Source organism: Frankia sp. CgKIO3 (assembly GCF_977946435.1).
The window spans coordinates 1-19,833 of the sequence record NZ_CDWTMO010000034.1 but is presented as its reverse complement, the minus strand read 5'-3'; the positions used below and the strand labels follow the sequence as shown (position 1 = coordinate 19,833).

Here is a 19,833-nt window from a genome sequence, read left to right as displayed (position 1 = left end):
GCTGCGAGGTATGGACGGTAACGACAGCCCGACGGTGAGCGGCCAGGACCGGGAGCTGGCGGTGGCCCGCCCAGTCGTTCAGCGACCACCGCTGACCGGGCGAGTGCACTACCTGCTTGGGGGGACCCTTCCTCCGGCCTACAACGACTGGGTCTCGCATGACCTCACCGGCCCCGGCTGGAGGCTGCGCCAGGCGGCACGGCCCTTCCTGCTGATGTTGCCCTTCGCGCTGATCTTTTCCCTGCTGCCCGGTGAGTTCGGAGTCCGAGCCGTCGTCGTCGCGTTTCTTCTGATCTCTGGGATCGGGCTCGGCTTCGCCACCAGCGGGTTCTTCCGGAACCGCCGACTGGAACAGCATGGCTTTCCTCCGGTTTTCCCCACGAGCGATGATGAGGACAAGGAGGACGGGGACACGGAGTGATTTAACCAGGGATGTCACATTTCTCAACTTTTCGCTTACTCGGACCGGTGCACCTCGGGCCGGAGGCGCCCCTCGATAACAACATCCGCCAGATACTGCTCTGGTGATATGTGATATCGACGCCCCTCTGGGCTCGTCCAGACGAAATGCCCAGGCTTGTCCTGGCGCAACCTCCAGTCCTTCCGCGAAGAGCCATGTGAGCCCGGGGCGGCCGGCCGTCCCGGGCTTCCCGTCGTGTCTTTTTCGACACGACACCCGGACCTCTTACTCACCCGCATGCTTCAGACGATGATGCCTTCGGCACGTCGGCCCGAGAGTCAGAGCCACGCCGCGAACCGGTTCCATCCCGCGGACATCGCCGGCCGCGCCTACGGGAACAGACGATCCCCCAGACGCGACCCGGTGGAAAAGCCCTGCTCGTAGCCTTCTCCACAGGCAGGCGTCGGCAGTACTCGCCGCGCCGGCCGTCGTCCCGGCATGGCAGCCCGACATGGCAGGAGGTTCCGCATGCGGTCCTGCCGGGCCCCTGCTCACTCCGGGTTGTCGAATCCCGCGAAGAAGTCGCGCGTACGCAGGACGCGAGCCGCCTCGGTGATCGACCCGGAGAGCGACGGGTAGATCGAGAACGTATGTGCGATTTGATCGACGGTCAGACCGTGTTCGACCGCGAGCGAGATAGAGAGGATGAGTTCGGATGCACGCGGCGCGACAATAACACCGCCAAGCACGCTTCCACTCCCCGGACGGCAGAACAGTTTCACGAAGCCGTCCTCAATACCCATCATCTTCGCCCGCGGATTCCGCGAGAGTGGAACTGTGGTTACCTCGGCTGCGACTGCCCCGGTGTCCTTCATCACCTGCGTGACTCCGACGGTGGCGATTTCCGGCTCGGTGAAGATGTTGGACGACACCGTCCCGAGCCGCAAGGGTGTGACGGCCTCGCCGAGGGCGTGCCACATGGCGATACGCCCCTGCATCGCGGCGACCGATGCGAGCGGGAGGACTCCAGTGCAGTCACCGGCCGCGTAGACACCCGGCACCGAGGTCCGCGACATCCGGTCCACGTTCACATGCCCACCAGGCCCAAGCCGCACCCCCACGTCAGTCAGCCCGAGGCCCTTGGTGCGGGGTACCGAACCAACCGCCATCAGAGCATGGCTTCCCGTGACGGTCCGGCCGTCGGTCAGCTCGACGATCACACCGTCCCCGATGCGCCGTACCGACGCCGCCCGCGATCGGTTGAGCACCTCGATCCCACGCCGCACGAACACATCCTCGATGACCCGGGCAGCATCCGGGTCCTCCCCCGGCAGCACGCGTTCGCGCGAAGAAACCAGCGTGACCTCGGCGCCAAGCGCCCGATACGCGCTGGCGAACTCAGCTCCGGTGACGCCGGAACCGACGACGACCAGATGTTCGGGTATCTCCTTGAGGTCGTAGAGGTGTCGCCAGGTGAGAATCCGCTCACCATCCGGCTGGGCCGTGGGGAGATCGCGTGGTGAGGCGCCGGTCGCGATCAAAATCACATCGCCGACGAAGGTTTCACCGGCGCTGGTTTCGATTGCGTGCGGCCCGACAAGACGCCCAGAGGCGTGCACGACATCGACCTTCTCGCGCTCGAGCCGGCGCTCAATGTCCAGGGACTGGGCCTTGGCTAGATCACGGACCCGTTCGTACACCTGCTCCGCATCCACATTGACGACCTCCGGGGGCGTGAGCGGCCGGGTGCCCGAGTCCGCGCCGGTACTGATCCCCCAGGCCACAGGGGGCAACGCCGGTTCCGGCCCAGGGCCGAGACTATGCGGGCGGACACCCAGGCCGGGAGCCAGAGCAAGGTTCGTCATGGTCTCCGAAGTCGCGATCAAGGTTTTGGAGGGGACGCAGTCGGTGAGCACACAGGCACCACCGACCCCGTCCGAGTCGATGACGGTGACCGTCGCTCCGAGTGAGGCTCCAACGAGAGCCGCCTCGTAGCCTCCGGGCCCTCCACCAAGAATGATGATGCGAGTCACGTGCCCTCCCGATCCGGTATCGCTTCCTTATCATCTTGCCCCGCCGCCGCGGCCGCTCTCCTGCCGGTGCGGAAGGCTCCATAGGATCGCAGACGGAGTCCGACATCAGCGATGTCAGGTAGGGCCATCTTCCTCCTTTCATGAGCGGAAATTACAGTTATAATCACGCACCGTAACCCTCCGAGAGATCACAATGACCTTGTACGCGGCTTACGCCGGCAACCTCGACCCGGCGCAGATGAAGGAGCGGGCCCCGCATTCGCCCGTGACCGGCACTGGATGGATCAACGGTTGGCGCCTCACGTTCGGCGGTGAGAACGTCGGTTGGGATGGAGCCTTGCCGACCATCGTCGAGGCTCCGGGTGCCCACGCGTACGTCCTTCTGTACGACCTCGACCGTTACGACCTGGAACGGCTCGACGTCTGGGAAGGCGCGGACACCGGCCTGTACACCCGCATCCGGGTGCGGGTCTCCACCCTCGATGGGGAGGCTCTCGCCTGGACGTATGTTCTCGACGCCTACGAGGGAGGACTCCCGTCGCGCCGGTACCTCGAGATGATTGCCGATTCCGCGGAGAAGGCTGGGGCACCCGCCGACTACGTGGCCGAGCTCCGTTCGCGACCGACTGCGTGACGCATCACGGCGCCGGTGGCGTCTGGGTCAGCAGATCGAGAGCCGCGCCGGCAAGCAGCTTCACGCCCACACCCATCGCTCTCTCGTCCACGTCGAAGCTACCCTGGTGAAGGTCGTAGGTGTGGCCGCCGGGTGTCCGAGTGCCCAATCGGGCCAAGGCCCCCGGCACGTGGTTCAGATACCAACCGAAGTCCTCGCCACCAAGCGATTGCGCCACCATGGTGGAGGCCCCGTGACCAAACACACGGTCGACGACGGTCCGAAGGACCTCGACGACATCCACGCTGTTCACCACGGGCGGCACGCCACGCCGGTAGTCGACCACGATCTGTGCTCCGTACGGTGCGATGAGCTGCTCGGCAACCTGAGTGACCAGCGCCGGCACGCTCTCCCAGGTCTCCCGGGACAAAGTGCGGATCGTGCCTCGGAGCTGACCGGTTCGAGGGATGGCGTTGGTAACGGTTCCCGCCTGCACATGACCCCAGACCAGGGAGAGCGCCGACCTGGGATCGACTAGTCGCCCCAACGCGGCAGGAAGATCGGCTGCAAGGCGGACGAGCGCGTACACCAGGTCGACTGTGTTCTGTGGCCGGGAGGTGTGACCGCCGGGCCCGGCCAACGTGATTTCGACGGCATCGGCGGCAGAGGTGATCGGACCCGTCCGCAGACCGATCATGCCCAGGTCGAGCGCCGGATCGCAGTGCACCGCGATCGCCGTGGTCACCGGCTTCAGCACTCCCGCGTCGATGACGTCCAACGCGCCGCCCGGCATGAGCTCCTCCGCGGGCTGGAACACCAGGCGCACGGTCCCGGGCAGCGTAGACACGCGTGCGATCTCGGCAAGCGCGAGTCCGGCGCCGAGCGCCACGGTCGTGTGCACGTCATGTCCGCAAGCGTGAGCCACACCCGGAACGGTGGAGCGGTACCGCACGTCCTTGATATCCGAGAGTGGAAGAGCGTCCATGTCGGCCCGCAGCATGATCACGGGAGCGTCTGGATCATGATCGACGCCGAGACCGATATCACACCACAGGCCAGGAAGGTCCGGCAGGCGCTGCGGCGACAGTCCCGCGGCCCGGAGTCGCGCCTCGACCTGCTCGGCGGTGCGGTGCTCCCGCCGGCCGAGCTCCGGGTGGGCGTGGAGATCGCGACGCAACGCGATCAGCTCGGATTCGTGCGCGGCCACCCACCCGGCGACCGCCGCGGTCTCGTCAACCTTCATCTGCCGGCCGGGCTCCTCCCTGCACACGCCACGCGGGCCCTGAACGCGTGCGGTTCGGGGTATTCGCCGACGTGTCTAGCCGTCGACTACCGGACGGCCCATATTCATCTCTTCGAGCAGGGTATCGACGACCCGGATGAGATCTCCACCGGCCCGCCGGGCGGCGTCCCGCTGCCGGGTATAGCTCGCGCCCGTCCGCAGGATGGTCAGCGCGTCGGAGAGCTCGGATGAACAACCGAGGCGGTGGGCGACCGGAAGCAGATCCTCCACGAGATCGGTGATCTCGTCCCGGACCGGCCGGATACCGCCCCGACCATCGACGATGATCTGTGTGTCCAGACCGTACCGGGCCGCTCGCCACTTGTTCTCCTGCACGAGCCATCGTTGCGGAGTCGGGAGGCGATACCCACGATCGATCTGGGTGTTCATGCGGTCAACCAGGCACTGCGCGAGAGCCGCGACCGCCCCCACCTCCATCAGGGACGGCAGACCATCGCAGACCCGCAGTTCCACGGTGCCGAAGTTGGGATGTGGACGAATGTCCCACCAGACCTCGCGGATCGTCTCGATGGTGCCGGAGACAATCAGTGTCTCCATGAACGACTCGAAACCCGGCCAGTCCTCCAACGGGTACGGCAGTCCCGCGGTGGGCAGGCTCGCGAAGACCTGTGATCGGGATGAGGCCAGCCCGGTGTCTCCGCCCAGCCAGTAGGGCGACGACGCCGACAGGGCGAGAAAATGCGGGACATAGGCCATCAGAGCGTTCACGATCGGCATGACCTTGTCCGCAGACCGCACTCCGACGTGTACGTGGACGCCGAAGATGAGCAGCCGCCGGGCCAACCACTGCATCTGGCTGACCAGCCGGAAATAGCGATGATCCTCGGTGATGCGCTGCCCCATATAGTCACTGGCCGGATGCGTGCCGCTGCACATCAGCCCGATCCCGCGCCGTTCCGCCAGATCGCGCAGCAGCGAGACGGTTCCAGCCAGGTCCGCGGTCGCTTCCTCCACCGAGTCGCAGACCCCGGTGACGACCTCGATGGTCGACTCGAACAGCTCGTGCTTGGCCTTGGGCGCCTCGCGCTCCCCGGCCTTCGCCCGCAGCTCGTGAAGAATCCCGCTGGCCTCGCCGCGAAGTTCGCGCGATTGCTGGTCGACGAGCTGCAGCTCCCATTCGATGCCGAGACTGGTGCTCGACGACGACGAGAAAGGGATCTGCACCTAGCCTCCTCGGGTCGGGATCTCGGGGTCGGTACCAGCACCAGACAGCCGTCACCCACCGGCTCGGCTCACGGGCAGCAGGTCGGCTCACGGGCAGCAGAAGGTGACTACCCCATTCGGCCCGTTCCTACCCCACCACCCCCCACCGGGGAGCTGGCCAAAGGCTTGGTCGCGGCAATGCCCGGCCCGACCACCTCACCGCCCATCGGCCGGGCCCGACGCGCTCAGACGGCTACCGGGCCCGGTGCCGGTGCCGGTGCAGTGACCACCCGCATCCCCAGCTCACGCAGCTGACGATCGGTCACGGGCGTCGGGGCGCCCGTCAATGGGTCGAGTCCCGACTGGGTCTTGGGAAAAGCGATGACCTCCCGGATGTTCTCCTCACCGGCGAGGATCGCCACCAACCGGTCGATCCCCACCGCGAATCCGCCGTGCGGTGGCGCCCCGTAGCCGAAAGGGGTGAGGAAGAAGCCGAATCGAGCCTTCGCCTCCGCCGGCGAGATTCCGAGGATCCCGAAGATGCGCTGCTGGAGATCGCTCTCATGGATCCGGATCGAGCCAGATCCGAGTTCCCAGCCGTTGAGCACCAGGTCGTACGCCCGGCTACGCACCGCGAGCGGATCGGTCTCCAGCTTGTCCACATCGTCGGGGTGCGGACGGGTGAAGGGGTGATGCCCCGGCTTCGGCCGTCCGGTGCCGGGATCCACCCCGACGAACAGCGGGAAGTCGACGACCCACACGAACCGCAAGGGACCTTCGCCGGCCGGCGGGCGGCCCAGATCGTTGCGAAGCTGGCCGAGCACCTCGCAGGTGGTCGCCCACTCGTCGGCGACCAGGAGAAGAAGGTCGCCCGCCACCGCCGCGGTTGCCGCGACGATGCCGGCGAGTTCCTCGGCGGCGAGAAACTTCGCCACCGGGGACTCCAGCTCGCCGCCGGGACCGACCCGCATCCAGACCAGGCCCTTCGCGCCCAGTCCCCTCGCCCGCGCGGTGAGATCGTCGAGCTTGCGCCGGTTGTGCGAGGCTGACCCGCCGGGTACGCGGATTCCCTTGACGGCCTCGGCCCCGGCGAACGCCTTGAAACCGCTACCCGCGAAGACCGCGGTCAGCCCTATGAGTTCCATGCCGAACCGCAGGTCCGGCTTGTCGACCCCGAAGCGGTTCATCGCTTCGTGCCAGGACATCCGCTCGATCGGCAGCACGGGGCCGCCGGTCACCGCCCGGGCCGCGGCCAAAACCGCCGCCGACGTCACGCCGAGCACGTCGTCCTGGTCCACGAAGCTCATCTCGAGGTCGAGCTGGGTGAACTCGTACTGCCGGTCGGCCCGCAGGTCCTCGTCGCGCAGACATCGGGCGAACTGGAAATAGCGATCCGTCCCGCCCACCATGAGCAACTGCTTGAAAAGCTGGGGTGACTGCGGGAGGGCGTAAAAACTGCCTGGGAACTGGCGCGACGGGACGATGAACTCCCGCGCTCCCTCCGGTGTCGAGGGCATCAGCAGCGGCGTCTCGACCTCGACGAAGTCCAGCGGGGCGAGCGCCGAGCGCATCGCCGCAAGAACCGCCGAGCGGATCCGCAGGTTGCGCTGCATCCGGTCACGGCGCAGATCGAGATAGCGGTAGGCGAGACGAGTGGTCTCATCGACGGAGTCGGCTCGATCGTCCAGCGGGAACGGCGGCGGTGTCGCGACCGAGAGCACCTGCACCTCGCAGTCGCGTAGCTCGACCTCGCCCGTGGCCAGGGCGGGGTTCGCGGTCCCCTCCGGGCGGACGGCGACGGTACCGGTGATCCGCAACACGTACTCGGTCCGGACGTCGACCGAGCCGTCGACGACCGCCTGAATGATCCCGGAATGGTCACGCAGGTCGACGAAGGTCAGCGACTGGCCGTGCTGACGGCGGTGCGCCACCCAGCCACACACCGTCACGGTCTGGTCAACGTGATCCGATCGCAGATCACCGCACAGATGTGTGCGCATGGCCGTGCGCTGCCGCCCGCCCGAGGTGGCGGCCCCCGCCACCGGGATCGGTAGCTCGCCGGTGGTCGACTGGGTCGTAGTCATCGATCCGTTGTTCCCATCGCAGTCTGGTCCGGCCCGCCGGGTACTTTTCTCGCCAGATGTGTGGCGATGTCACTGCGCCCGTCGCGGGATCCAGTCCTGACCCTATCGGCCGGTAACCGCGAGACCGCCGCTCCCGGCGACCGCATGGGCCGGACAGGCCGCACGGGCCCGCACGGCGAGATCGTTCGCCGTTAGCGCAGCGCGCGGATGAAACGGCCCGCCTCCCCGCGTAGCCGGGCCGAGATGCGCAGGACCTGACGGCCGCGGGGAGTGGTGAGCTCGACGGTGATCACATCTCCGTGCTTGACGCCTCGGGACGCCGTCACCTCACGACGGTCGAAGACGACGTCGAACCAGTCGCCCTCCCGCGGGAAGGGGGCGAGGACCAGCAGCCGCCGATCGGTCAGCATGATCCAGCGCGAGGCCCCGAACCGGTGTCCGACGAAGGATTCGACCTTCGCCGTGAACCGTCCGGGCCCGCTCGGGTCGGTGAGCCGACCGCGCAGCACGACCTCGATGAACTCGCCGGACTCCAAGGGCACTGCCGGGAGACGACGATGGGACGGTATCAGGGGCACCGGCGTCAGTGTCCTCCACGCACCCCGTACAGTCGCCGGGTGAGGGCACAGGCGGACGAACCGAACGCGGTGGCCTCGGCCGCCACCCTGGCCGAGCTGACCGGAGCCGACCGGCACGACATCGCGATTGTGCTGGGATCGGGCTGGCCCCCGGCCGCCGATGTACTGTCCCGGCAGGCGACCGACGTCACCGAGGTCACGTTTACCCAACTCGGCGGCTTCCCATCCAACACCGACGTTCCCGGGCACAAGCCGACCGCACGCTCCGTCCAGCTCGGCGACCGCCGCCTGTTGATCTATCTGGGCCGCGTACATCCCTACGAGGGCCATGACCTGTCCCGGGTGGTCCACGCGGTCCGCCTGGCCTGTGCGGCCGGCGCGTCGACCGTCATACTGACGAACGCCGCCGGCGGTCTGCGCGCGGACATGTACGTCGGCCAGCCCGTCCTGGTCGCCGACCACCTGAACCTGACCGGCCGCTCACCCCTGGTCGGTCCGGCGTTCACCGACCTGACCGACGCCTATTCCCCCCGGCTACGGGCGCTTGCCCGCGAGGTCGATCCCACCCTGGCCGAAGGAGTGTATGCGGGACTGCCCGGTCCGCACTTCGAGACACCCGCAGAGATCCGCATGCTGCGGTTCCTGGGAGCCGACCTGGTCGGCATGTCGACCGTGCACGAGACGATCGCGGCGCGGGCCGCCGGAGCGGAGGTGCTGGCCCTGTCCCTGGTCACCAACTTCGCAGCGGGGATGAGCGGCGAGCCGCTAGATCATCTCGAGGTGCTGGCCACGGGAGCTGCCGCCGCGGAACGCATGGGTATCCTGCTCGCCGACATCGTCACCCGGCTGTAGGACCACAGCGGAATCGCGATGCCGTCCTCGTCCCGACCAGGCCCGACGTCCCTGCCCAGCCCACTCGCCGAGCAGGTCGAGGCCTGGCTGGCCGATGATCCGGATCCCGCTGACCAGGCCGAACTGGCCCGGCTGCGCGACGGCGCGGGTCACGATGCCACGCTGCTCGCGGAGCTGGCCACACGTTTCCACGGACCGCTGCGGTTCGGCACAGCCGGGTTGCGCGGGCCACTGCGCGCCGGTCCAGCCGGCATGAACACCGCCGTGGTGCGCCGCGCCGCCGCCGGACTCGCCACCTGGCTCACGAGCAGGGCGACACCACCAGCACAGGCGGCACCGAGTTCCTCGACGGCGACCGTCGTCGTCGGCTACGACGCCCGGCATCGCAGCGAGGCGTTCGCCCTCGACAGCGCCCGGGTGTTCGCCGGTGCCGGACTGCGGGCGCTGGTACTCCCCGGGCCGGTGCCCACTCCGGTGCTGGCCTTCGCCGTGCGCAGGCTGGGCGCGGACGCCGGCGTGATGGTCACGGCCAGCCACAATCCGGCCACCGACAACGGCTATAAGGTCTACCTGGGTGATGCCTCCTCGGGCGCCGCGCGGGGGGCGCAGCTCGTGGCTCCGGCGGACAGTGAGATCGAAGGAATGATCGCGGCTGCCGGCCCCGCCCGGGCGATCCCACTCGCCGAGACCTGGCGGAGGCTCGATGCGGATGTCGTCGACGACTACATACACGCGGCGGCCACCGCCGGCCGGGCAGCCACAGCCACAGCCACAGCCACAGCCACCGACCTACGCACAGACGTGACCACGGACGCGACGGCCCTGACCGTTGCGTACACCCCGTTGCACGGTGTCGGCGCAGCCGTTCTCAGCGCCGTGTTCACCGCCGCGGGTCTCGCCGCACCCGATGTCGTCCACGAGCAGGCCGAACCCGATCCGGAGTTTCCGACAGTCCAGTGGCCGAACCCCGAGGAGGCGGGGGCGATGGACCGGGTTCTGGCGCTCGGCGAGCGCATCGACGCCGATCTGGTACTCGCCAACGATCCCGACGCCGACCGGTGCGCCGTCGCCGTCGGAGGGCGGGTACTCAGCGGTGACGAGGTCGGTCTGCTTCTCGCCGATCATGTCCTGCGCTCCCGCCCCGGTCCGGTAGCGACCACCATCGTCAGCTCCTCCGGTCTGCGTGCGCTGGCCGCCGAGGTCGGGATTCCTTACGCCGAAACGCTGACCGGCTTCAAGTGGATCATGCGTGCGGACGCGCGGCTGGTCTTCGGCTACGAGGAGGCACTCGGATACGCCGTCGCCCCGGATCTGGTCCGCGACAAGGACGGCATCACCGCCGCCCTCGCCATCGCTCTGATCGCCGCGCGGGCGAAGCGACGAGGTCGGACCCTGCCAGGCCTGCTCGACGAGTTGTCCGCACGACTCGGTGTCCATCTCACGGGGCAACACTCGGCGCGCTTCGACGACGTCACCCAGATCGACGAGATGATGCACCGCCTGCGGGTCCAGCCGCCGACCAGCCTCGCCGGGCGTCCCGTCACCGGAGTCCGTGACCTGCTGGCCGGCGGGCGGGACGGGAACGCACCGGCGGGAGGGATCCCCCCTCGACCCGCACGCCCCGTGGACCGTGCCGGCCCCATGGACCGTGCCGACGCGGCGCATCCGGTCCTGCCACCCGCCGACGTGCTCATGCTGCTCCTCGACGAGGATCGGGTGATCTTCCGCCCGAGCGGGACCGAACCCAAACTGAAGGTGTACCTCGAGACCGTGGAGCCGGTGCCGGGGCATGCCGTCGACGCGGTGCCCGCGGCTCGGGACCAGGCCGTGGCACGCCTGCTCCACCTGCACACGGCCGCGGGCAATCTGCTCGACGGACGCGACGGAGATCACATCTCGCCGAAGATCCGATCACCCGCGTCGCCGAGCCCGGGCACAATATAGGCCGTCTCGTTCAATCTCTCGTCGACCACGGCGGTCACAACGGTCAGGTCGGCCGTGCCGACCGCAGGGCCACCGGATTCCAGCGCCGCAAGGCCCTCCGGTGCTGCCACCACGGAGACCACGGTGACGCCCCGCGCCCCGCGGTCGGCGAGCAGCCGCAGGCAGTGCAGGGCCGAACCGCCGGTGGCGAGCATCGGGTCGAGCAGCAGCACCGGGCGGCCGGCCAGATCGGTGGGCACCGCCTCCAGGTAGGCCGTGGGTTCGAAGGTCGTCTCGTCGCGGGAGAGCCCGATGAACGCGGTGTGGGCGTCGGGAAGCAGGTTGAGCGCCGCCGGCAGCATGCCGAGCCCGGCCCGCAGCACCGGGACGACGACCGGTTCCGCGGCCAACCGCACCCCGGAGGTCGTGGCCAGCGGAGTCGTGACGGTGACCGGCATCGTCGGCAGCGTACGGGTCGCCTCGTACACGAGCATCATCGCCAGGTCGTATAGGACGGGCCGGAACCGGGACCGGGGCGTGCGCTCGTCCCGCAGGACGGTCAGCGACGAGGCCGCGAGGGGATGGTCGACGATGTGCAGCTGCACGGAAGGACTCCTCGTACGCGAAGCCGGGCGATCGGCAATGATGCAACGTATGACAACGGCTCCGGCCGGATCGGACCGTCCCGGCGAGGAACCCGAGAAGTGCCCCTCCCGACCGGCCGCCGGCGCTCGCCCCACGCTGCGGCGCGCCGAGGTGGCCCGGATAGTCGACCACACACTGCTACAGCCGTCCGCCACCGGCGAGGAGATACTCGCGCTGTGCGGGGAAGCTGCCAAGCTGGGTGTCGGTGCCGTCTGTGTGGCGCCGACCCATGTCTACCTGGCCGCCGCGAGTACCCGACGGGACGGCGGTGAGGTCGGGCCGGCCTTCGGCGTCGCCTCCGTCATCGGCTTTCCGCACGGCACGCACCTGACCGTCATCAAGGCCGAGGAGGCGCGGCGGGCGGTCGCGGACGGCGCCACGGAGATCGACATGGTCATCGACATCGCCAACGCGATGGACGAGAACTGGCGAGCGATCGAGACCGAAATCACCGAGGTCCGGCTGTCGGTGCCGCCGGACGTCGTGCTCAAGGTCATCCTGGAGACGGCCCTGCTGCCGGACGAGAGCATCGTCGCCGCCTGCCGGGCAGCGGAGGCCGGCGGCGCCGAGTTCGTCAAGACCTCCACCGGTTTCCACCCGGCCGGCGGGGCCAGCGTGCGCGCAGTGCGGGCGGTGGCGGCGGCCGTGGGTGGCCGGCTCGGCATCAAAGCCTCGGGCGGCATCCGCACCGCCGAGAAGGCGATCGAGATGATCGAGGCCGGCGCGACCCGGCTCGGACTGTCCGCCTCCGCGGATGTGCTCGCCGGCTTTCCCAGGTGACCGGCTTCCCCGGATGATCCGCCGCCGACGGCCACAGCCGAGATCTGACGGCTAGCCCACGCGCCCCGCCACCCAGCAGCCAGACAGATGATCATCAACGAGCCCGCAGGCCTGCATCAGGGCATAGGCGGTGGTCGGACCGACGAAGACGAACCCGGCCGCGCGCAGCCCCTTGACGAGCGCCACCGACTCGGGGGTCTTCGCCGGCACGTCGGCGAGGGTGGCCGGCGCCACCCGCCCCATCGGCTCCGGCTGGAACGACCAGATCAGATCCTCGAGGGGACGGTCCAGCGTAAGGACGGCGCGGGCATTGGCGATCGTCGCCTCGATCTTGCGGCGGTTTCGGACGATGCCGGCGTCGGCGAGCAGCCGGTCGACATCCGCGGAACCGAACGCGGCCACGGCGGCCGGGTCGAATCCGGCGAACGCCGCCCGGAACGCCGGCCGCTTGCGCAGGATCGTCAACCACGACAGGCCGGACTGGAACGCCTCCAGCGTCAGCCGCTCGAACAGACCGACCGTGTCCCTGACCGGACGCCCCCACTCGTCGTCGTGGTAGGCGACGTACTCCGGCGCGGACAGACCCCACGGGCATCGCGGGCAACCATCGGCTCCCACCACGACATCCGAGGCGGGCCTCACCGGCCCACCGCTCATCAGGCTGACTCCGCGGAGACAAGCTCCGCATAGCCCGGCTTGATGACGTTGTTGATGAAATCGAGCCGCCGGTCGAAGGGCAGGAAGGCGGACTTCATCGCGTTGAGGGTGAGCCAGCGGATGTCGGACCAGCCGTAGCCGTTGACGTCCACGAGGGTCGCGAACTCACTCGACAGCGACACGCCGCTCATCAGCCTGTTGTCCGTGTTGACCGTGACCCGGAACTGCAGCCGGCGAAGCAGCCCGATGGGGTGCCGCTCGATGCTCGGCGCGGCTCCGGTGTGCACGTTCGACGAGGGACACATCTCCAGCGGCACCCGGACGTCGCGCACGTAGTTCGCGAGATCACCGAGGATCGCCTTACCGTCCGGATCGACCGTGATGTCATCGACGATGCGCACTCCGTGCCCCAGCCGATCGGCGTTGCACCACTGCACGGCCTCCCAGATCGACGGCAGGCCGAACGCCTCGCCTGCATGGATCGTGAAGTGGCCGTTCGCCCGCTGGATGTACTGGAAGGCGTCCAGGTGACGGGTAGGCGGATTGCCCGCCTCGGCGCCCGCGATGTCGAACCCGACCACGCCGGCATCGCGCCACCGGACCACGAGCTCCGCGATCTCCAGTGAGCGGGCCTGATGGCGCATCGCGGTGAGCAGGGCGCGAAGGTGCAGCGGTGTGCCGGCCGAACCGGCCCGGAACCCGTCAAGCACGGCCTCGACCACCGCGTCCAGGGACAGCCCGCGCTCGACGTGCAGCTCGGGGGCGAACCGCACCTCGGCGTAGACGACGCCGTCGGCCGCGAGATCCTCCGCGCACTCCCGCGCCACCCGCATGATGGCCTCCTGGGTCTGCATCACCCCCACCGTGTGCCGGAACGTCTCCAGGTAGCGGACGAGCGAGCCGCTATGCGCGCCGCCACGAAACCACATGCTCAGGGTGTGGACGTCCGTGGTCGGCAGATCGCGGTAACCGGTCTCGTCGGCGAGCTCGACCACCGTGGCCGGCCGGAGCCCGCCGTCAAGATGGTCATGAAGCAGTACCTTCGGCACCCGGCGGATGTCCTCAACCGTGATCGTCGGGGGCCGTGCGTCGTTCGTCATCATGTCCTCCGTCATCGTCTCGACGGTAGGCCACGGGTACGACAGAACAGCGACGGCACGATGACGACCCGGACTGCCGGGACCGGTTCAGCTGAGGTGATCGGTTCAGCTGAGGTGATCGAGGACGAGCGGTGTGCTCGGGGGCGGCGTCGCGGCGACCTCCACCGCTCCCGTCAGGGCCTCCCGGGCCCGCTCGACGCTGGCCGGGTCGTCGGTGTGCAGTTCCAGCAGCGGCTCGCCGGCCGTGACCGGGTCACCGATTCCCACCCGCCACCGCACGCCCGCCGTCGCGGAGACCGCGTCCTCCTTGCGGGCCCGGCCCGCGCCAAGCCGCCAAGCCGCCACGCCGACCGCTCGGGCGTCCAGGCGGTGGAGATAGCCGGTCGCCGGCGCGGGGACGGTCTCGACATGGCTCGCCGCCGGAAGCGGCGCGTCCGGATCGCCGCCCTGGGCCGCGACCATCGCCCGCCACACCGCAAAAGCGTCCCCGGCAGCCAGCACCTGCGCGGGATCATGGAGAGCGCCGGACCGGTGGCCGAGCTCGGCGGCGACGAGGTCGATCATCGCTCTGGCCAGCGCGACGGTGACCTCCACCAGATCCGCCGGCCCACCACCACGGAGGGTCTCCACGGCCTCGGCCACCTCCAGCGCGTGCCCGGCGGTCCGGCCGAGGGGGTGGTCCATCCCGGTCAGCAGGGCCTCGGTGCGGACCCCGGCGGCAACGCCGATCCGGACCATCGCCCGGGCGAGCTCACGGGCCTCGCCCACCGACGTCATGAAGGCCCCAGAGCCGACCTTGACGTCCAGGACCAGCGCCGACGTGCCCTCGGCGATCTTCTTACTCATGATCGACGATGCGATGAGCGGGATCGACTCGACGGTTCCGGTGACGTCCCGCAGCGCGTAGAGCCGGCGGTCGGCCGGAGCGAGGCCGGCACCCGCGGCACAGATCACCGCACCCACCTCGGCGAGGAGCTCACGCATCCGGGCGGCCGACAGATCCGCCCGCCAGCCGGGGATCGCCTCCATCTTGTCCAGCGTTCCACCGGTGTGACCGAGCCCCCGCCCGGCGAGCTGTGGGACCGCGGCCCCACAGGCGGCGACCAGCGGCACCAGCACGAGCGAGACCTTGTCGCCGACCCCTCCGGTGGAGTGTTTGTCGACGGTGGGACGTCCCACGCCGGTCAGGTCCAGGCGCTCCCCACTGTCGATCATTGCGGCGGTCCAGCGGTCCAGCTCGGCGGAAGCCATCCCGCGCCACACCACCGCCATCAGGTACGCCGACATCTGCTCGTCGGCGACCAGACCCCGGGTGTAGGCGTCAATGAGCCAGTCGACGGCCCGGAGATCGACGGGTCGACCGTCCCGCTTGGCCCGGATCAGATCGACGACGTCGAAACTCCCGCTCACGCGACACCCGGTAGATCGTGCGGTCCGAACGCTGCGGGGAGCAGGTCCGCGATGGTGCGCACGCCGTCGCCCGTGGCGACGAGCAGATCCGGCCCGCCGTGCTCGTAGAGCAGCTGGCGGCACCGTCCGCAGGGCGCCAACGGCGCACCGTCGGAGTCGACGCAGGCGAACGCCAGCAGCCGACCACCGCCTCTGGCGTGCAGCGCCGAGACGAGACCGCATTCGGCGCACAGCCCGAGGCCGTAGGACGCGTTCTCGACATTGCAGCCGACGACGATCCACGGGTCGTCACCGGTGGTACGCCCGGCGGCGTCCGGCAGATCCACGACCAGTGCAGCAGCACCCACCCGCAGACCCGAGTAGGGCGCGTAGGCGCTCTGTGCGACACGGACAGCGGCGTTCCGCAACCGCTCCCAGTCTTTATCGTTCACACTGCACCCCAGGTCCGTGGTCCGTTCGGTCGCTGTCGCCAGCATGCCCGACCCCCGGTCCGGCCACGATGTGATCCCATGGATGCGAGCCCCACCGGCGATCGGAAGGGACGACGGGATGGCAGGCGGGTCCCCGGACAATCCGGGTTCGGCCAGAGCGGTGGCCCTCGTCGGGGGACGGTACCGGCTCGACGGGGTCATCGGACGCGGCGGATTCGGCGTCGTGCACCGGGCCACCGACGAGCTGCTCCAGCGCTTGGTTGCAATCAAGGAAGTACAGCTGCCGCTCGGGGAGAACGCGGACGAACGCGACCTGACCCGCGAGCGGGTCCTACGCGAGGCGCGCGCCGCCGGTCGGCTGCATCATCCCGGTGCCGTCGCCGTCCTCGACGTCATCGACGACGGCGAGCTGCCCTGGATCATCATGGAATACGTTGACGGCCAGTCCCTCGCCACGATCATCAATGATCGCGGACCGCTGCCGGTCGAGGAGACGTGCCGGATCGGTATCAGCCTCGCCTACGCCCTGGAGGCCGCGCACCGGCTCGGCGTGGTGCACCGCGACGTCAAGCCGAGCAACGTGCTGGTGACCGCGGACGGCCGGGCCCGGCTGACCGACTTCGGCATCGCGGTCAGCCAGGGGGATCCCCGGCTCACCAGCACTGGGATGGTGATGGGCTCCCCCGCCTACCTGCCGCCGGAACGCGCCCGTGGCGATGCCGGCAGCGCCGCGGGTGACCGGTGGGGACTGGGCGCCACGCTGTTCACCACCGTCGAAGGCTACCCGCCCTTCTCCGGCGGTGACCCGATTTCGGTGCTCACCGCCCTGGTTCAGGGACGACGCCAGCCCTTCCGGCTGGCCGGACCACTTATACCGGTGATCGACGACCTGATGGCCCCGCACGAGGCGAGCCGACCACCGCTCACCGTCGTACGCAGGCGACTGCGCGAGATAGTCGAACGAGATGCGGTCCGCCAGCACGCCGCAGCTCAGCAGAACACCGGAGCCCGCCAGGACACCGAGACGCGTCAGGAGGCCACGCCGTCGCGGACACCTCGGTCCCGTCCCACCGGGCCGTTGGAGCGCATCCACTCGATCGACCGGATGCGTGCCCTGGGCGGAATCCCGGCCGGGGCCCGGCTCATCGGCCGAGGGCACGGCAACGGTTTCACCGGCGGCGACGTCGAACTGGCTAATCTCTTCGCCACCGCCTCACCGGCCTCCCCGCCGTCGACCGCCCGGCTGCGGCCGGCGCCCGACGGGCCGGCGGGAATCGAGCCGGCGGGAGGTCCGCCACGCGACCCCGACGCCGGGGATCAGCGTCGCGTGACCATCGCCGTGGCGACGCTCGTGGCACTGGTCGCCGCCGCGATCATCGGCATCGTGATCGTGGTGACAGGTGGCCCGGACGACAAGAGCCGCGGCACCTCGACCAACCAGACCGGCGGCATCTCGTCGCCGACCGGAGCCGGCGGGTCGGCCCCGGCGGGCCCGGCGGCGGCCGGGGAGCCCGTCGCTCGGGAAACCACCCCGGTCACGGGCCCGCCTGGCTGGGTGTCCTACGTCGATCCCACCGCCGGCTGGTCCGTGGCGTACCCCTCGGACTGGCAGCGCCGCGAGGGGCCCGGCGGACCCGGAAACGTCGACTTCGTGGACCCGGCTGCCCGGTCCTTCCTACGTGTCGGTAGCGTCAGGCAAGCAAACACCTCTGCCATCGGCGACTGGCGACGCAACGAGGCCGGCTTCCGGCAGAGCGTGCGGGATTATCGGCAGATACGGCTGGCTCCCAGCGATGGTGGGGATGGCACCAACCAGGCCGACTGGGAGTTCGGGTACCGCGGGTCGGACGGGGTCATGGTGCATGTGCTCAACCGGGGTGCGATTCGCAACGGCCACGGGTATGCCCTGTACTGGCATACCAGGGAGGATCTGTGGCTGCAAGATCAACCGTTGATGCGCCAGCTGTTCGCCACCTTCCGGCCCGGTCCGTGATGTCGGCCATCGACGGATTTGCGGTGCCCGTAGTGTTCGGAAAGATGCGGGCCGTCCGGCGCGCGCATCAGTCCATCTGTCAGACTTGACACGATGGCTAAATCGGCAATTGTGCCCCCGGACACCTCCCGGCACGGCACACCTCGCTACGTAGCGCAGCGCTACCGGCTCCACCACGCCTATCGGGCGTGGTGGAGCCGGTAGCGTCTGGCGCGGTGAGGACGAACTACTCCAGCGCCCGGTCGCCATCAAAGAGATCCTCGTGCCGATGGCCGGCGCGCAGAACGAGCGCGACGCGATCCGGGCCCGGGTTCTTCGCGAGGCCCGTGCCCTGGCCAGGCTGCACAGTCCCGCCATCGTCTCGGTGTACGACGTGGTCGAGGAACATCAGCGGCACTGGACCATCATGGAACTCGTCGACGCGGACAGCCTCGGCGATGTGATCCGCAACCAGGGCCCGCTGCCCTTCGACCAGATCGCCGCGATCGGGCTGGCGCTGACCGACGCGCTCGCCGCGGCCCATTCGGCGGGCGTGCTCCACCGCGACGTCAAGCCCGGGAACGTCCTGCTCGGGCGGGACGGCCGGGTGCGGCTCACCGGCTTCGGCATCGCCGCGACCGAGGGCGACGTGACCCTGACCGGCGCTGGGGCCCTGGTCGGCTCCCCGGCCTACATCGCTCCCGAGCGGGTCCGGGGCTCCTCCGGCACTCCCGCGAGCGACCTGTGGGGGCTCGGCGCGACGCTGTACTCGGCTGTCGAGGGCCAGCCGCCGTTCGAGGGCCCGGAGACCTACGCCGTACTGACCGCCGTGGTCGAGGGCCGCCGGCGGGCCTTCCGGCTAGCCGGCCCGTTGCGCAACCTGCTCAGTGACCTGATGGACCGGCCGGCCGAGGAGCGGCCCGACGTGACGGAGATCCGCCGGCGGCTGATCCCGATCGCGCGCAATGCGAATCCGGTACCGGCTTCGGTCATGCACGCCCGTCCTCGGACTGGCGAGGAGACGGACGCGAGTTCCGTCGACGTCGGCCTGGAGAACCTCGACGACCCGGCCGAGCCGGCAGCAGGCGCCGGACCGGCCGCAGATTCCCGGCAGGGGTCGGGCGGCGGTGTCGCCGGGACCGCGGGAGTCCAGGCGGGCGAGGCGGCTCCGGCGGCCGTGGGAGACCAGGGGGCTGTCCCGCGCCCGACGAACCGCTCGGCGTCCGCCGCCGCGCCGCCCGTCCCCGCTACGTCACTGTGGATCCCCTACTCAACCCCCTTGACGGGACCACCGTGGCGGCTGCGGGCGCTGCCGAGTCGCACACCGGTCGTGGGGAACCCGGCCGCACCGGCCCATCGAACCACGTGATCCCGCTGGACCGGACCACGCCGCAGAACCGCGCAGCACCGCCTGGCCGGACGCGGCCCGAGCCCGAGCCCGAGCCCGACCACGACACGCCGACCAGCATCGGGCTCAACAGCGTGACGGGGTCTCCGGTGGACGACGACGTGACCCGCATCGGCGCGGCCACCCCCGTGTCGGCGACCTCCGACCTGGATCTGTTCGACGACGACAATCACGCCGCCGGACTGTTGCCCCTCGGCGAGGCCCGGCGCCGCGCCGAGCCTCCCCGCCGCGACGGGCACGGTCACGGACCGGGCGACCCCCAGCGGCGTCGACAGCGGACGATCGCGGTCGTGGCCGGAGCGGCCATGCTCGTGATGGGCGCGGCCATCGCCCTGACTGTCGGACTGACCTCCGGCGGCTCGACCCCCGAGCCGAACGATGTCACCGCGCAGCAGACCACGCCACCGCCCATCGCGACCATCGCTTCCTCCCCCCCGGCCGTGACCTCACGATCCACCACGTCTGAGGTCGTCGCCCCGGACTCCCCGCGCTACACCTACC

17 protein-coding genes and 1 pseudogene are annotated in these 19,833 nt (G+C 69.6%); 8 read left to right on the top strand and 10 right to left on the bottom strand.

All coding sequences use genetic code 11. The annotated features are described in order from the left end of the window. Nucleotides 1-10 precede the first annotated feature (10 nt). A complete protein-coding gene (locus tag AC08OJ_RS06355) occupies nucleotides 11-421 on the top strand; it encodes a DUF5313 family protein (protein ID WP_462203569.1) in 411 nt (136 codons plus the stop codon). A 530-nt stretch (nucleotides 422-951) separates the two neighbouring features. On the opposite strand, the gene AC08OJ_RS06350 is transcribed toward AC08OJ_RS06355, so the two are convergent. After that, a complete protein-coding gene (locus tag AC08OJ_RS06350; RefSeq protein ID WP_476592044.1) occupies nucleotides 952-2,433 on the bottom strand; it encodes an NAD(P)H-quinone dehydrogenase in 1,482 nt (493 codons plus the stop codon). Nucleotides 2,434-2,626: 193 nt separating this feature from the next. Here AC08OJ_RS06350 and AC08OJ_RS06345 point away from each other — a divergent pair, with 193 nt between their 5' ends. Then, nucleotides 2,627-3,067, top strand: a complete 441-nt coding sequence (locus AC08OJ_RS06345; RefSeq protein ID WP_011435148.1) for a gamma-glutamylcyclotransferase family protein — start codon at nucleotides 2,627-2,629, stop codon at nucleotides 3,065-3,067. Nucleotides 3,068-3,071: 4 nt separating this feature from the next. On the opposite strand, the gene AC08OJ_RS06340 is transcribed toward AC08OJ_RS06345, so the two are convergent. The 4 genes from AC08OJ_RS06340 to AC08OJ_RS06325 form a co-directional block, all read right to left on the bottom strand. Further along, complete coding sequence (locus AC08OJ_RS06340; protein ID WP_476592045.1) at nucleotides 3,072-4,289, bottom strand: amidohydrolase; 1,218 nt, start codon at nucleotides 4,287-4,289, stop codon at nucleotides 3,072-3,074. A gap of 75 nt (nucleotides 4,290-4,364) precedes the next feature. Continuing rightward, a complete protein-coding gene (locus tag AC08OJ_RS06335; protein ID WP_476592046.1) occupies nucleotides 4,365-5,513 on the bottom strand; it encodes a glutamate--cysteine ligase in 1,149 nt (382 codons plus the stop codon). Between the two features lie 224 nt (nucleotides 5,514-5,737). After that, nucleotides 5,738-7,576 carry an aspartate--tRNA ligase gene (gene aspS, locus AC08OJ_RS06330; protein ID WP_476592047.1) on the bottom strand — a complete coding sequence of 613 codons (1,839 nt, stop codon included), beginning with the start codon at nucleotides 7,574-7,576 and terminating at the stop codon, nucleotides 5,738-5,740. A gap of 191 nt (nucleotides 7,577-7,767) precedes the next feature. Next, complete coding sequence (locus AC08OJ_RS06325; protein ID WP_462186670.1) at nucleotides 7,768-8,154, bottom strand: hypothetical protein; 387 nt, start codon at nucleotides 8,152-8,154, stop codon at nucleotides 7,768-7,770. Nucleotides 8,155-8,193: 39 nt separating this feature from the next. Between AC08OJ_RS06325 and AC08OJ_RS06320 the strand changes: the two genes are divergently transcribed. Together AC08OJ_RS06320 and AC08OJ_RS06315 are read left to right on the top strand one after the other, a co-directional pair. Continuing rightward, entirely contained in the window at nucleotides 8,194-9,006 is an 813-nt protein-coding gene (locus tag AC08OJ_RS06320) for a purine-nucleoside phosphorylase (RefSeq protein ID WP_476595274.1), read from the top strand. A gap of 18 nt (nucleotides 9,007-9,024) precedes the next feature. After that, nucleotides 9,025-10,950, top strand: a complete 1,926-nt coding sequence (locus tag AC08OJ_RS06315) for a phospho-sugar mutase (RefSeq protein WP_476595273.1) — start codon at nucleotides 9,025-9,027, stop codon at nucleotides 10,948-10,950. Here the strand turns inward: AC08OJ_RS06315 and upp are convergent. After that, entirely contained in the window at nucleotides 10,896-11,534 is a 639-nt protein-coding gene (gene upp, locus AC08OJ_RS06310; RefSeq protein ID WP_476592050.1) for a uracil phosphoribosyltransferase, read from the bottom strand. The genes AC08OJ_RS06315 and upp overlap by 55 nt on opposite strands. 40 nt (nucleotides 11,535-11,574) lie before the next feature. Here upp and deoC point away from each other — a divergent pair, with 40 nt between their 5' ends. Next, complete coding sequence (deoC, locus tag AC08OJ_RS06305; RefSeq protein ID WP_476592051.1) at nucleotides 11,575-12,354, top strand: deoxyribose-phosphate aldolase; 780 nt, start codon at nucleotides 11,575-11,577, stop codon at nucleotides 12,352-12,354. Between the two features lie 51 nt (nucleotides 12,355-12,405). On the opposite strand, the gene AC08OJ_RS06300 is transcribed toward deoC, so the two are convergent. The 4 genes from AC08OJ_RS06300 to AC08OJ_RS06285 all read right to left on the bottom strand — a co-directional run bounded on the left by AC08OJ_RS06300 (nucleotide 12,406) and on the right by AC08OJ_RS06285 (nucleotide 15,952). Then, on the bottom strand, nucleotides 12,406-13,011 hold the full coding sequence (locus AC08OJ_RS06300; RefSeq protein WP_476595272.1) for a DNA-3-methyladenine glycosylase I: 606 nt from the start codon (nucleotides 13,009-13,011) through the stop codon (nucleotides 12,406-12,408). Continuing rightward, the gene (locus tag AC08OJ_RS06295; protein ID WP_476592053.1) at nucleotides 13,011-14,111 is read right to left on the bottom strand and encodes an adenosine deaminase; all 1,101 of its coding nucleotides are present in this window, start codon (nucleotides 14,109-14,111) and stop codon (nucleotides 13,011-13,013) included. Before AC08OJ_RS06295 ends, AC08OJ_RS06300 begins: the two co-directional genes overlap by 1 nt. A gap of 105 nt (nucleotides 14,112-14,216) precedes the next feature. After that, nucleotides 14,217-15,521 (bottom strand): thymidine phosphorylase, encoded by a 1,305-nt coding sequence (locus AC08OJ_RS06290; protein ID WP_476592054.1) that lies wholly within the window; start codon nucleotides 15,519-15,521, stop codon nucleotides 14,217-14,219. Beyond that, on the bottom strand, nucleotides 15,518-15,952 hold the full coding sequence (locus tag AC08OJ_RS06285) for a cytidine deaminase (RefSeq protein ID WP_462186664.1): 435 nt from the start codon (nucleotides 15,950-15,952) through the stop codon (nucleotides 15,518-15,520). The genes AC08OJ_RS06290 and AC08OJ_RS06285 overlap by 4 nt, the downstream gene beginning before the upstream one ends. Before the next feature lie 118 nt (nucleotides 15,953-16,070). Here AC08OJ_RS06285 and AC08OJ_RS06280 point away from each other — a divergent pair, with 118 nt between their 5' ends. The 3 genes and pseudogenes from AC08OJ_RS06280 to AC08OJ_RS06270 all read left to right on the top strand — a co-directional run. Continuing rightward, a complete protein-coding gene (locus tag AC08OJ_RS06280) occupies nucleotides 16,071-17,945 on the top strand; it encodes a serine/threonine-protein kinase (RefSeq protein WP_476592055.1) in 1,875 nt (624 codons plus the stop codon). Between the two features lie 181 nt (nucleotides 17,946-18,126). Continuing rightward, nucleotides 18,127-19,293, top strand: coding sequence for a serine/threonine-protein kinase (locus AC08OJ_RS06275; protein WP_476595277.1), 1,167 nt, complete (start codon nucleotides 18,127-18,129; stop codon nucleotides 19,291-19,293). Continuing rightward, a pseudogene (locus tag AC08OJ_RS06270) lies at nucleotides 19,290-19,833 on the top strand (serine/threonine protein kinase); the annotation flags it as partial. The gene AC08OJ_RS06275 and the pseudogene AC08OJ_RS06270, both read left to right, overlap by 4 nt.